Here is a 13,047-nt window from a genome sequence, read left to right as displayed (position 1 = left end):
ATGTGCGTTAGATCTCATCGGCGTGCGCAATACCAACCGTTGCCCGACGAACTCATTGTGCCGGACGGAAATGTCCGGAAGTTGAGACAAGTCGAAGGAGAAGCTGATGACCACGGCAACCCAGACCCCCGAAGTGCGTTCGCCGAAGCAGGTAGACAAGTCCGGTACTGCTGTCGAGAAGGTCGCGAACCATGGCGTCACCACCATCGCCGACGTGGTGGTCTCCAAGATCGCTGGTATCGCCACGCGCGAGGTCGATGGCGTCTACGACCTGGGAGGCCAAGCTGCCCGCGTCGTGGGCAAGTTGCGTGAAACGCTGCCGGGTTCACCCAGCCTCACTCAGGGCGTGAGCGTCGAGGTTGGCGAACGTCAGGCGGCCATCGACATCGGGATCGTCGCCGATTACGGGATCGCCATCCACGACCTGGCCGAGGGAATTCGCAGCAACGTCATCTCCTCTGTCGAGAACATGACCGGACTCGAGGTCACCGAGGTCAACGTCACCGTGCACGACGTGCACTTCGCCGACGGCGATGACGATGCCTCCGACGCCGGAGAGCCACGAGTCCAGTGACGGACGCGACCGGGGAGCGGGTCGATCGTGTGGTCGCGGCGGTAACTGCCGTCGACGGCGTCATCGGCCTGTATTCCGGAGGGCGCGGAGTCCCCGCCACACACCTGCCCGGTCGGACGGTGCGAGGTGTGCGGCTGGGGGCCGACGGTGGCGAGGTTCACGTGGTGCTCGACCTGCGGACGGGCCTCCTCGACGTGGCGGCTCGGGTGCGCCGGGCCGCCAGCGAGGCGGCGGGTGTCCCGGTTGTCGTGGTGGTCGACGACGTGGCAGTGGCCGAAGCACAGGCGTGACCACCGTGCTCGATGTTGAACGGCAGGCACGCCGCGAGGCTGTGCGAAGGCATCACCCCGACGCGGGTGGTTCGGCGGAGGCGCTCATTGCAGCGCTCCAGGCGCTGGCCGACGAACGGGCCCCGCGGCGTGCCGCGGTTCGGGTGCAGCGGACCTGGCGTGGCCGGTTGACGACCCTGGCGAGCGCAGCTCGGCGGCGCCGCATCCGGAGACAGCGCATCAGATATCTCGATAGGAGATGACGAGAATGAATGGAAATTATGCAGTGATCGGCCTGTTCGCGGGCCTGCTGCTGGCGATTGCGGTCGTCACAGGTGGCCTTATCGGATTTCTCCTTGCCGTGGTGTTGGCCGGGGCCGGTGGCGCCATCGGCGCCCATCTCGATGGCACCATCGATCTCACCGCGCTCGGTCGCCGCGACCGGAGCTGACGATGGTGACCACTACCGGGGTGGTGCCGGTGCGCGGTGCCACCCGCGTGCACGAGCGGGTGCGCCATCGATTGATCGAGCATGCCGTCCTGTCGGTGCCGGGGGTGGTGCGCCACGGGAGCATTGCGCCCGGTCGGGCATTGCCGTCGATCACCATCGCCGACGACACCCGCCCGACGGTGAACGTCAAGATCGCGGCTACCTGGCCCCATGACGGTGCGCGCGTTGTCGATGCAGTCCGGGCAGCAGTGATCCACGAATTGCACGAATCGCTCGGGGAAGAGCCGGCCGGCGTGAACGTGCGTATCGCGCGGATCGAGAGCGATCGCACGCCGGCCGAAGTAGCCGACGCCTACGCCGCCGGAGCCGGGGACCTACAGGAGAGCGACACCGCGCCAGACGTAAGCAGTAGATACCGCGGACCGCACCGTGTGGCGGGGGCAACCATCACCAGCATCCTCATCGCCGTTGCACTGATTGCCCTAGGCGTAATCGTGTTGCGTGACGCGGCGATAGGTGTCGGATGGGTTGGCGGTTCGGCGTGGACCGCCGTAGCGACCCGGTGGGCGCAGCACGCGCACTGGATGTGGTGGACCTGGCCGGCAGCCGTGGCGGCGGGGATCGCGGGGTTGACCCTGCTCGGTCTCACGGTGAAACCGCGACGCCGCACGCATGTCGCCGTGGGCGACGGAATCCTGGTGCCTCACGCGTCAGCTCACCGATGGCGCGACGAACATCGCGGCTCGCTTCGTGAGAAGAAGGGCGGAACCAATCAGTGACACGCACAACGCAATTCATCGATAGGCTGCTTACGGCGATACTGGGCATCGTGCTGTTGACAGGCGCGGCCTGGCTGATCGGCTACGGCACTCACACCCGCCTGGCCCGACAGGCGGCGGCAGCGGTCGACCCACAGGCCCCGGCTCGCGCGCTCGATTGGCCGTGGCTATCGGGAGTTCTCGCGGGAACAGGGGTCGCTGCCTTCCTCGTCGGCCTATGGTTAGTGCTTGTCCATCTGCGCCCCACGTCGGTCCGCAGTCTCGGCGACGCCGATGGAGAGGTCGACCTGTCCCGATTGGCCGACGCGGCCGCGGATGACCTGGGGCGCCACCCCGCCGTACAGAGTGCCCGCGCAGTGACATTGCGCGAGAAGGGCCGGCCGGTGGTACGGGTCACCGTCGGCGTCTCGCCCCAGACGTCAACCACCGAGATCCGCCGCCTCGCCCGACAATGCGGTGCCGATATTCGGCGTGCGGCCAACGGCGACCTGGACTTCCAGCTCCTGGTCAAGGACGTATCCCCGGACAAGGTCCGCCCACAGGTCGTATGAACACGGTATCCCGCGCATTTGCGCATCAATGCGGGATGAGATGGATGAAAGAACTTGGGAGCAAACGTGAATCGAGCGATTGCCCCCGGGATTAAGTAACGACCCAGCACCGCCCAACGGAAAGGGTTCCACACCATGGGAATAACCGACGACGCAAAGAACAAGGCCGAAGAATTGAAAGGTCGCGCGAAAGAGGCCTTTGGAGCGGCCACCGACAACGACGACCTCAAGGCAGAGGGTCAGGCGGACCAGGGAATCGCCTCCGCGAAGCAGGCGATCTCTGATGCTGCAGACAAAGTGAAAGAAGGCGTCGAAGCGGTCAAAGACAAATTGACCGGCAAGTAATTCACGCCCTGGTGTCGGGGCCGGCACGGTGAGCACACGCCCGCGCCGGTCCTGACGCTGTCAACGCGGCCGCGATATGGTCACCGTGGAGACCGCCTCCTTGGCGACGTCATCGGCGGTGAAGACCAACGGGCGCAGCTGTTCCGCACTGAAGGCCTGAGCCCCCGCGTAATAGGCCGGATTCCTCGCATCATCCGGGTTTCCGTAGACCAGAAGGCCTTTCGCATCCGGCCCGTCGGGGCCGTATTGCAGCGCCATGATGAAGCTGTCGCCCTCCTGGATAGGGTAACCATTGAGCACCCCCGAGGCTTCCGGGATGGCGCGCAGTTCGGTACCCGGTTCCAGTCGTTCGCCGGGATTGGGCTGCGGCTCAGATGTAGTGCCCCAGGAACAGCAATCCACGACGTTGGCAGCACCCTCGATATCTGTTCCACCGCCAACCGGCAACAGACGACCGGTGTGGAATTCGCGCTGCAGATTTCCCAACGGGGCGTCGACAGGGATGCGGGCCCGCTGCAGTAGCCGCACGGCGGCCGCCAGTTCGGTGAGCCAGGGCTTGACATCGGCGGCCGGAACCGAGGGTGAGCCAATGGGATTGGCTGGATCGAAGCCATCCGCGAAGAGTCTGCCCCGGTCCTTACGCTCTGCGGCGGTGAAGCGGGAGAGCCATTCGCGGAATACGACGGCCCCACGCGCGGTCTTGGTGAATCTGCCGTCCCAGCCTGCCAGCGCGGAACATGCCGGCGCGAGATCGACACCGTCGACAACCTTGGTCGCGGTACAGGCCCGCACCAGGGGCACGCGCAGCTGATCGGCGAGAACCGCGCGATCGGAGAACAATGCGGCACCTACATCGTCGACCGACCACTTGCCACTGTTTTCGGCGAGCAGGCGTGCGTTGGTCTTGGTCCGGGGTGACAGTATCCACCCCTCACCGCCCTGCTGTGGCTGATAGCCGGTGAGCAGCTGATCTGGATTCGCAAGCCACATACTGTCATTGGCGTTGAAGACGTAGTCGCGCCGTTCCAGCTGCGGCATGTGGTCATATCCGATGAGCCCGGGCGCCGCGGCGTTCTCATCCTCAGCCCAATCAAAGAGTGACCGGGATCCGTTGAGCACCACCATGCCCGCGGAGCGATAGGCATCCCTCATCAGGCCCGGCTTCTCGCGGTCGACTGCCCAGGCGGCAAGGGCATCCTTGGACAAATTGGGCGTGGCCGAGCTGTCGACGATCCAGGCACGGCCGTCAGCGCTGGTCGAGACGGTATTCATCCATGGCACACCGCGATTCGCACGGAAGACGTCTTGGAACTCATCCATGGAGTGCGCGGTGGCCATGCCCAGGTACTGCGACAACATGGTGTTGGTCTCGGCGTTTGCATCGGCCAACGCAACGGCCTGCGTGCGGGTCCAGCCCACGGTGTCCACGTCGGCCACCGGACCGTGTTTGGTGGTGTAGAGCGTGCGGCTCACCGGTGAAATGCCATGATCGCCGGCGACTTCGATGGTGATGGGATCGGGGGTCATCGCCTGACGGTGGCCGTCGACGTAGTACGCGGTGGGGTCCGACGGATCGAGGTCGTAGCGATACAGCGCGAAGCGGCGCCCGGCCGCCACGGTCGCCGTCCACGCCACCGCATCGGTGAATCCAAGCTGCATCAACGGCATTCCCGAGAGCGCGACGCCGTAGACGTTGAGCTGCCCGGGAATGCTCTGGTGCGCCTCCCAGAGACGGTTCTCCCCCGTCCACGGATAGTGCGGATTGGCCAATAGCAGACCGCCGCCCGTGGTGGAGCGTTCCGAGCCCAGTGCCCACCCGTTGCTTCCGATGGGCGGTGGAGCCGGCAGCGCACCCGGATGGGGTGCCGACGTGCCCGACGGTGGTTGCGCCCTGCCGATTTCGGTGATCATGGAGGTGCTGGACACCGTCATCATGACATCGGAGAAGTGCGCGTACAGATCCTGCGCGGTGATCGGGCGAACCCAACCGGCGCCGTCGCACCAGCCGCCGTTCGCACCGTTCACCGCCAGCGACTCGTTGAATCCGGCCACGTATCCGTCGACCAGTTCACGCACTCTGACCGGCTGATCGGCCCAGCGCTTGGGTGCGTTCTCCCACAGCTTGAGGTGACGGTAACCGAAGTCCATATCGACATTGCGATTGTTGACTCCCGGCCCCAACCACTTGCTGCGCTCACCGCGCACCTTGACGATCTGGTCGATCAGCGTGCAGGCACGATCCTCGCTGAACGCGTACCCGGTGCCATAGCCCAGCGAGCCCCAATCATCGGCGCTGACATGCGGAACACCGCGTTCGTCCCGGCTGATCGTCGCCGAATAGCGTTGAGGGGCGGGAAGTACGACGCTGGCGGGTCCGACCAGAAGTGCCGTGATCAACACCAAAGCGACGAGACGCACCCCTACTGCCCGACAGTCGGCCCGCCCGCACCCTGATTGGGCAGGTCGGTGATGGGGATATTGGTGGCGGGCAGCGGCGACGGAGTGTTCGGCAACGGCGGAATCTCCGATGCCGGAATATCTTTCAGGAGGTTGACCGGCGGACCGTTTTCCCTGCTGCCGTAGCTGGTGCCGGGTTCGCGTGGGCCGAGCATCTGCGTGACGGTCACCGCGTGGTAGCCGTTGGCCGTCAGCACCGGTAAGAACTGCTCAACCAGATCGACTGTGCTCGAATAGGTGTCGTGGAAAAGCACCACCGATCCCGGCTTGATCTGTGACATCAGGATCGCCCGGGAGGCGTCGGTGTTCGAATCGTTGGCCCAGTCGAATGGGATGACATCCCAGTTGATGTCGGCCAGGCCTTGCTTCTTGGCCTCGGCGAGCACCTGGTCGTTGATCAGGCCGCCGGCGGTGCGGAACAGCTTGGGACGCTGTCCGGTGGCCGCTTCGATGGCGTCGCTGGCCTTGCTCAGCTGACCCGCGATTGCCTCCGGTGGGACCGTCGTCATGTTGGGGTGTTCCCAAGTATGACTGCCGAGCTCCATCCCGGCGTCCACCACCCGCTTGGCGCCTGCCGGATCACGCTGAACCTTGTTGCCGATTTCGAAAAAGGTGGAGTGCGCGCCGTTGGCTCGCAGGATGGCCAGTAGCCGGTCGGTGAACGGGCTGGGGCCGTCGTCGAATGTCAGCGCAACACACTTCTCTCGCTGGCAGTCCACCGGCTCGGCGAAGGCGCGCTGCTTATCGGTGACGACGATCGCGGCCGCGATCAGACTTCCCACCGCGGCCGCGACCATCGTCCAACGAAAGACGTCACGCTTTGATAGCACGCTCAACAGCGTAGTAGCCGGTTCATACCGGCATTACGCGGAGAGCCCGGGGCCGAACTCCTCCAGCATCTCGGTGACCAGCGCTGCGATGGGTGAGCGCTCGCTGCGCACCAGCGTGACGTGCGCGAACAGCGGATGCCCCTTGAGCTTCTCGATCACCGCGGCCACGCCGTCGTGACGACCGACACGCAGGTTGTCGCGCTGCGCCACATCGTGTGTCAGCACCACTCGGGAGCCGGTACCCAGTCGCGACAGCACCGTCAGGAGCACGTTGCGCTCCAGGGACTGCGCCTCGTCCACGATCACAAAGGAGTCGTGCAGGGACCGACCGCGAATGTGCGTCAGCGGGAGCACCTCGAGCATGCCCCGCGCGAGTACCTCTTCGATGACTGCGGGTGACGCCAGCCCTTCGAGAGTGTCGAAGACGGCCTGCGCCCACGGGCCCATCTTCTCGCTCTCACTGCCCGGCAGGTAGCCCAGTTCCTGGCCGCCCACGGCGTACAGCGGACGGAACACCACGACCTTGCGGTGACTGCGCCGCTCCAGCACCGCTTCGAGTCCGGCGCACAGCGCCAGCGCCGACTTACCGGTACCGGCCTTGCCGCCGAGGGAGACGATGCCGACCGACTCGTCGAGCAAGATATCCAGTGCCACACGCTGTTCCGCGGACCGGCCGCGCAATCCGAATACCTCACGGTCACCGCGCACCAACTGCACCTGCTTGTCCGCGTTGACGCGACCCAGAGCGCTCGAGGTTCCACCCAGGAGACGGATTCCGGTGTGGCACGGTAGATCGCGCGCCGACTCCAGATCGGCCTCACCGGACTCGAAGAGTGAGTCGATGACTTCGGCGGTGGTGTCCAGCTCAGCCATACCGGTCCAGCCCGAGTTCACCACGTCCTGCGCCCGGTACTCGTCCGCAGCCAATCCCACCGCGCCCGCCTTGACGCGCAATGGAATGTCCTTGCTCACCAACGTAACCAGCTTGCCCTCGGCGGCGAGGTTGAGCGCGCACGCCAAGATCCGGGAGTCGTTGGAGTCGGTGCGGAAGCCCACCGGCAGCACCGAGGGATCGGTGTGGTTCAACTCGACATGCAGCGAACCACCTTGTGTCCCAACAGGAATGGACTGATCTAGACGGCCGTACTCTAGCCGCAGATCGTCGAGCATCCGCAACGCAGTGCGGGCGAACCAACCCAGCTCGTGATGGTGACGCTTGCCTTCCAGCTCGCTGATCACCACCAACGGGATCACTACCTCATGTTCGGCGAATCGGTTTGTGGCCCAAGGGTCGGACAACAACACCGAGGTGTCGAGCACATAGGTACGGATTGTCCCAGGGTTCATTGAAGCAGTCACCGAGCGCTCCTGACATCCGTGCGGCACCACACGCGATCTGTCGTGGACGCGGTCGGTACCGTGTGTGGACGCCTCATGAGACCGTCCACATCAGGACCGGGGCCGGTCCTGTCGCTCTCGCCACGATCAGTACCTCCCGGATAGCAAAGCATGTCGCTAGCCATCGCTTTTGACGCTACTCGCACCTACCCACAGATGCCGCGCACCGAATCAAGCGTGTTGACTAACACCGGGTTAACGCGCATTTCGCGCGAGTGTCGAGTTGTCACACGAGTACACAAGCGCCCCCGCAGAGGGCGACACTCGGCGAAGCTTTAGAGCCGCTCGGTGACGCCCCACTTGTCGGTGAGTTCGCGCACCACGGCCTGCACGGTGCCCTCGTCGATGATTCCGGCCTCGGCCACGGTGGCGATCTTGTCCTCGTAACCGTCGATATCAGCGCCGATGACCTTCAGCTCCGCGGCGCGGGCCTTGATGGCCGCGATGGTGTCCTCAGGGTGCAGACGCAGGCATTCGAGCACGATGTTGCTGAAGATCTGCTCGTGGCGGCGCTCGTCCTTCTCGATGTTGGCGAGCAGGCCCTTGAGCACGGAGTCGTCGGTCTGCGCGGCCAGGTTCTGGACGAACACCGCATGCATCTGCTCGAAGAACGCGTTGAACACCAGCGTCTCGATCTGGCTGTACGAGTCGGCCCGGTAGCCCTTCATGACATGCGCCAGCCGGGTGTCTTCGTCGGCATTGGGGTCGGCGTTGCGGGTCACCACGAGGAACTCGCGCAGCGCGATGGCATGCAGGTTCTCCTCGGCGGTCCAGCGCCCGATGAAGTCCGCCCACGGGATGATCTCCAGCGAGAAATGCTCGACCATCTCGCGGTGGTAACCCGCCAGGTTGTCCTTGGTGATCAACAGAATCTGAATGGCGTCGACCACGGCCTTGGGCAGCTTGACGTCAGAGGGTTCCCAGTCGCGTCCACCCAGGAAGGCGAAGTTCTCGCCCTCGTCGTAGGGGACGTGCTCATGGGAGTACCAAAGCTCCGCGGTGTCGCGGTGGCGATCGATGTTCTCGGCGACGACATCCGTCAGCTCGAGAGTCAGCGCATTGGGTACAGGTTTCTGTGCCATGCGGTAACAGTAACTCGGTGAGAGAAAAATGTGAAATCGCCGCGCCAACCCCCGCGAGCTGGCGTTTAGCCCTCAGAAATCGCCGAAAATCGTAGGGCTAAATGCTCGCTCGCGGGGTGACTTTGGACCCTAGAGAGTCAAACCCGGGTACAGCGGGTTCGCCGCCAGCAGCTCAGCCGAGGCGGCCTTGACCCGGTCCGCGACTCCGTCGGCAAGCGTGTACTTGGCCTTCGAGGTGCCGTCGGCCTCGGTGTTGGACAGCACGTCGACGACGAGCTCGGCCACCTTGTCGAACTCATCGGCGTTGAATCCGCGGCTGGTGAGTGCCGGGGTGCCGAAGCGGATGCCGCTGGTGTACCAGGCGCCGTTGGGGTCGGCCGGGATGGCGTTGCGGTTGGTGACGACGCCCGCGTCCAGCAGTGCCGATTCGGCCTGTCGCCCGGTGAGCCCGAAGGACTGCACGTCCAGCAGCACCAGGTGGTTGTCGGTGCCGCCGGTGACCAGGCGTGCGCCGCGCTTGAGGAAACCCTCGGCGAGCGACTTGGCGTTATCGGCGACACGCTGCGCGTACGCCTGGAACGAGGGCTGGCGTGCCTCGGCCAGGGCGACGGCCTTGGCGGCCATCACGTGCGACAGCGGCCCGCCCAGCACCATCGGGCAGCCCTTGTCGACGGCATCGGAGTACTCGGCGGTGGCGAGCACCAGGCCGCCGCGCGGGCCGCGCAGCGACTTGTGGGTGGTGGTCGTGGTGATGTGGGCGTGCGGCACCGGGTCCTCGTCGCCGGTGAACACCTTTCCGGCCACCAGGCCGGCGAAGTGCGCCATGTCCACGAACAGGGTGGCGCCCACCTCGTCGGCGATCTCGCGCATCTTGGCGAAGTTCACCCGGCGCGGGTAGGCCGAGTACCCACCCACCAACACCAGCGGCTTGAACTCGCGGGCCGCCGCGGCCAGCGCGTCGTAGTCCAGCAAGCCCGTCTCCGGGTCGGTTCCGTAGCTGCGCTGGTGGAACATCTTGCCCGAGATGTTCGGGCGGAAGCCGTGGGTCAGGTGGCCGCCGGTGTCGAGCGACATACCCATGAGCCGTTGATTGCCGTACTGGTGGCGCAGCTCTTCCCAGTCGGTCTCGGACAGGTCGTTGACGTTGCGCACGCCCTTCTCCGCCAGCGCCGGCGCCTCCACCCGGGTAGCCAGGATTGCCCAGTAGGCAACGAGATTGGCGTCGATACCCGAGTGCGGTTGCGCGTACGCGTACGGCGCCCCGAACAACTCGCGGGCGTGCTCGGCGGCCAACGACTCGACGGTGTCGATGTTCTGGCAACCGGCGTAGAAGCGGTGACCGATGGTGCCCTCGGCGTACTTGTCCGACAGCCAGGTGCCCATGGTGAGCAGCACGGCAGGCGAGGCGTAGTTCTCACTGGCGATCAGCTTGAGCGAATCGCGTTGGTCGGCAAGCTCTTTGCGGGTCGCGTCCGCAATGCGCGGCTCGATGGTCTCGATGACCTGCAGGGCCGACTGGTAGGCGGCACTGGCGGTCTCGGCATACTGCGCACCCTGCGCGATATCGCTGGAGGCTGAAGTCGTCATGACCATCAGCCTAGTCGGCGGCTACACCAGGGTGGACGCCACCAGGGGCTCATCGAGCAGCCTGCCGAAGCGGGTCGTCAGTGACTGCTCCGGCGGGCGACGGTCCAGCCATCCCTTCAACAATTGATAGCCCTCGACGTAGGTGGAGATGTACGCCCGCCACAGCGGCGAGGACAGGAATGTGAGCATGTGCCGGGCTCGCTCGTCGGGCACCAGCAGCCAGCGTTTGAGGAAGGCGATGACCTCCTCGGCATCGCGATGCTCGTCGTGAAGCATGAGCGCAGCGTCCTGTCTGACGTTGATCAGCCCGGCGCGCGCTCGCCCTATGGCCTGCGCCTGCTCGCCATCGAAGCGCAGCCCCAGGTCGGCGTAGATCTCTTGGGCCCACAGGCCCCAGTCCTCGCCGACGGCCGCATAGAGCGCCAGGTCGGCGAGCCCCTCTGCCATCAGGCACTGCGGCGTGTTGACCAGGAATATCGTTTGCTCCGCTTGTTCTCCGATTCGCACCAGGCCGGCCTCCTTGCGGCAGTGCTCGGTGTGGTGTCCCGGGTAGGACTCGTGGGCGATCAGGGCGGGCACGTTGTTCAGGTACTGCTTGAGGTCGGAGTTGACGGCGACCGTCGAGCGATAGTTGCCCTCGTAGTAGTTGAAGCCCGACCACGGCTTGTCGCTGACAACCTCGTACGTGACCGTCTCGGTGTCCGGCAGCGGAAAGTCGGCACGCACCCGGTCGCGCAGCGCACTGGAGAAGGCGTCCACACATTCCTGCAGCCGGTTCGGATCGATCTCCTGGAGACGGTCGTAGGCGGTCTTGCGTTCCAGCAGCGAACCGCCTTCGGGCAGAACGGCTTCCAAGGCACGGTGCGCTTGGCGGTAATTTTCCTCATCCCCCTTGGCGATGCGCACGTCGAAGTAGTCATGCACCTCGTCGACAAATCCGATGTCTTCGCCGGCGAACTTGCGCCCGGCACAGGCCAGTGCCTTCAGGTGAGTGTCGATGAAGGCCTTGCGCGCCCCGTCGAGGTCGCTTGCCGCCAGCTCCGCCCGCAGCGCGCCGGCCTGGCGAGCGAGTTCGGCGGGGTTGGGGGTGGGCTCGTTCTCGACACGCCGCCGCAGCGCGGGATCACCGGTGAATGAGTCGACATATCCGCTTTCGATGCGGTCAAATCGCAGCCCGAGCAGCAGATATTCGGTGACGACACTGTTCTTCGACTCGCCGTTATCGCCCATGTCACACAACCCTAGTGCCGCGTTCACGAATGCTTCCTGCAAGACTTGCCTTCATGTCGTCGGTCTTCGCGCGAGCGGCTCATCCATGCCGCGGCTGAGCGAGCCGAGCCCCTACGTGGAGTTCGACCGGAAACAGTGGCGCGCGCTGCGCAAATCCACGCCGCTGGTTCTTACCGAAGAAGAGCTCATCGGCCTGCGTGGCCTGGGCGAGCAGATCGACCTGACCGAGGTCGCCGAGGTCTATCTGCCGCTGGCCCGTCTCATCCATCTCCAGGTGGCCGCCCGGCAGCGGCTGTTCGCCGCGACGGCGACGTTCCTGGGAGACCAGCACCCGGACCGTCTGGTTCCCTTTGTCATCGGGGTGGCGGGCAGCGTTGCCGTCGGCAAGTCGACGACAGCCCGTGTGCTGCAAGCGCTCTTGGCCCGGTGGGACCACCATCCCCGGGTGGACCTGGTGACCACAGACGGATTCCTCTACCCCAACGCCGAGCTCTCCCGGCGGAACATCATGCACCGCAAGGGTTTTCCTGAGAGCTACAACAGACGTGCGCTGCTACGGTTCGTCACCGAGGTCAAATCCGGTGCACGGGAGGTCACCGCGCCGGTGTACTCGCACCTTCTCTACGACATCATCAAGAACGAGAAACACGTTGTGGAGCAACCCGATATCTTGATTCTCGAGGGCCTTAACGTGCTGCAGACCGGGCCCACGCTCATGGTCTCGGATCTGTTCGATTTCTCGATCTACGTGGATGCCCGCATCGAGGACATCGAACAGTGGTACATCTCCCGCTTCCTGGCGATGCGCTCCACCTCATTCGCGAATCCGTCCTCACACTTCCACCATTACGCCAAGCTGTCCGACAAGCAAGCAACCCTTGCCGCACAGGAGATTTGGCATTCGATCAACCTGCCGAACCTGCGGCAGAACATCCTGCCGACCCGGCCACGCGCAACGCTGGTGCTGCGCAAGGATGCCGATCACTCGATCAACCGGCTGCGCCTGCGCAAGCTATAGGTCGCCTTGCGCTAAGTAGACCGAATGGTATATTCGGCGCATGATCAACAACGTGGTTGAAACCTGGCACGGCATCATTTCCGGCGCCAACCCGGAAGCGCTCAATGACCTGCTGGCCGAGGATGCGGCCTTCTACTCTCCCGTGGTGTTCACCCCACAGCAGGGCAAGCAGATCACCGCCATGTACTTGCTGGCAGCCTTCGCCACGCTTGCCGGACCCGATAACAACTTCCACTACACCAAGGAAGTCCTGGACGGGAACACCGCGGTACTCGAGTTCGAGGCGACCGTGGACGGCAAGTACATCAACGGAGTCGACATCATCACCTGCGACGATGCCGGAAAGATCGTGGAGTTCAAGGTCATGGTCCGTCCGCTGCAGGCCATCAATCTGCTACACGAGAAGATGCGCGCCGCGTTAGCCCAAGCGCAAGGCTGATTTCACCCCACAGCTCACGACCAACCAGTAGGTTGAC

Annotated in this window: 15 protein-coding genes; 9 read left to right on the top strand and 6 right to left on the bottom strand. The window is 64.7% G+C overall.

The genetic code is table 11. The annotated features are described in order from the left end of the window. The first annotated feature begins 106 nt into the window (after nt 1–106). From B4393_RS01155 to B4393_RS01125, 7 genes are all read left to right on the top strand, one after another. Nucleotides 107–574, top strand: a complete 468-nt coding sequence (locus B4393_RS01155) for an Asp23/Gls24 family envelope stress response protein (protein ID WP_078332592.1) — start codon at nt 107–109, stop codon at nt 572–574. Continuing rightward, entirely contained in the window at nt 571–864 is a 294-nt protein-coding gene (locus tag B4393_RS01150; protein ID WP_078332591.1) for a hypothetical protein, read from the top strand. Before B4393_RS01155 ends, B4393_RS01150 begins: the two co-directional genes overlap by 4 nt. Beyond that, on the top strand, nt 861–1,106 hold the full coding sequence (locus B4393_RS01145; RefSeq protein WP_236743087.1) for a hypothetical protein: 246 nt from the start codon (nt 861–863) through the stop codon (nt 1,104–1,106). The genes B4393_RS01150 and B4393_RS01145 overlap by 4 nt, the downstream gene beginning before the upstream one ends. Nucleotides 1,107–1,111: 5 nt before the next feature. Continuing rightward, nucleotides 1,112–1,294 carry a DUF2273 domain-containing protein gene (locus B4393_RS01140; RefSeq protein WP_070936144.1) on the top strand — a complete coding sequence of 61 codons (183 nt, stop codon included), beginning with the start codon at nt 1,112–1,114 and terminating at the stop codon, nt 1,292–1,294. 2 nt (nt 1,295–1,296) lie between these two features. Continuing rightward, nucleotides 1,297–2,073, top strand: a complete 777-nt coding sequence (locus B4393_RS01135) for a hypothetical protein (RefSeq protein WP_078332590.1) — start codon at nt 1,297–1,299, stop codon at nt 2,071–2,073. Then, nucleotides 2,070–2,624 (top strand): Asp23/Gls24 family envelope stress response protein, encoded by a 555-nt coding sequence (locus tag B4393_RS01130; protein WP_078332589.1) that lies wholly within the window; start codon nt 2,070–2,072, stop codon nt 2,622–2,624. Before B4393_RS01135 ends, B4393_RS01130 begins: the two co-directional genes overlap by 4 nt. A 135-nt stretch (nt 2,625–2,759) precedes the next feature. Next, on the top strand, nt 2,760–2,969 hold the full coding sequence (locus B4393_RS01125) for a CsbD family protein (RefSeq protein WP_078332588.1): 210 nt from the start codon (nt 2,760–2,762) through the stop codon (nt 2,967–2,969). A 60-nt stretch (nt 2,970–3,029) separates the two neighbouring features. Here the strand turns inward: B4393_RS01125 and B4393_RS01120 are convergent, their stop codons facing one another. The 6 genes from B4393_RS01120 to B4393_RS01095 all read right to left on the bottom strand — a co-directional run bounded on the left by B4393_RS01120 (nt 3,030) and on the right by B4393_RS01095 (nt 11,553). After that, the gene (locus tag B4393_RS01120) at nt 3,030–5,387 is read right to left on the bottom strand and encodes a penicillin acylase family protein (RefSeq protein ID WP_078332587.1); all 2,358 of its coding nucleotides are present in this window, start codon (nt 5,385–5,387) and stop codon (nt 3,030–3,032) included. Between the two features lie 2 nt (nt 5,388–5,389). Beyond that, nucleotides 5,390–6,256, bottom strand: a complete 867-nt coding sequence (locus tag B4393_RS01115; protein WP_109420555.1) for a polysaccharide deacetylase family protein — start codon at nt 6,254–6,256, stop codon at nt 5,390–5,392. Between the two features lie 33 nt (nt 6,257–6,289). Then, nucleotides 6,290–7,603, bottom strand: coding sequence for a PhoH family protein (locus B4393_RS01110; RefSeq protein ID WP_078332586.1), 1,314 nt, complete (start codon nt 7,601–7,603; stop codon nt 6,290–6,292). A gap of 326 nt (nt 7,604–7,929) precedes the next feature. Continuing rightward, a complete protein-coding gene (locus tag B4393_RS01105) occupies nt 7,930–8,736 on the bottom strand; it encodes an acyl-ACP desaturase (RefSeq protein ID WP_078278971.1) in 807 nt (268 codons plus the stop codon). A 129-nt stretch (nt 8,737–8,865) separates the two neighbouring features. Then, nucleotides 8,866–10,323: a glycine hydroxymethyltransferase gene (locus tag B4393_RS01100; protein ID WP_109420617.1), complete on the bottom strand. Its 1,458-nt coding sequence runs from the start codon at nt 10,321–10,323 to the stop codon at nt 8,866–8,868. Nucleotides 10,324–10,344: 21 nt separating this feature from the next. Further along, the gene (locus tag B4393_RS01095) at nt 10,345–11,553 is read right to left on the bottom strand and encodes a DUF885 domain-containing protein (protein ID WP_078332585.1); all 1,209 of its coding nucleotides are present in this window, start codon (nt 11,551–11,553) and stop codon (nt 10,345–10,347) included. A gap of 85 nt (nt 11,554–11,638) precedes the next feature. Here B4393_RS01095 and coaA point away from each other — a divergent pair, with 85 nt between their 5' ends. Then, the gene (gene coaA, locus B4393_RS01090) at nt 11,639–12,571 is read left to right on the top strand and encodes a type I pantothenate kinase (RefSeq protein WP_070936163.1); all 933 of its coding nucleotides are present in this window, start codon (nt 11,639–11,641) and stop codon (nt 12,569–12,571) included. A gap of 40 nt (nt 12,572–12,611) precedes the next feature. Then, a complete protein-coding gene (locus B4393_RS01085; protein ID WP_078278977.1) occupies nt 12,612–13,010 on the top strand; it encodes a nuclear transport factor 2 family protein in 399 nt (132 codons plus the stop codon). Nucleotides 13,011–13,047: the final 37 nt, after the last annotated feature.

The organism is Mycobacteroides franklinii, from assembly GCF_002013895.1.
Classification (GTDB): domain Bacteria; phylum Actinomycetota; class Actinomycetes; order Mycobacteriales; family Mycobacteriaceae; genus Mycobacterium; species Mycobacterium franklinii.
Note: the sequence above shows the minus strand (reverse complement) of the source record. Positions and strands in the feature narration are given on the sequence as shown.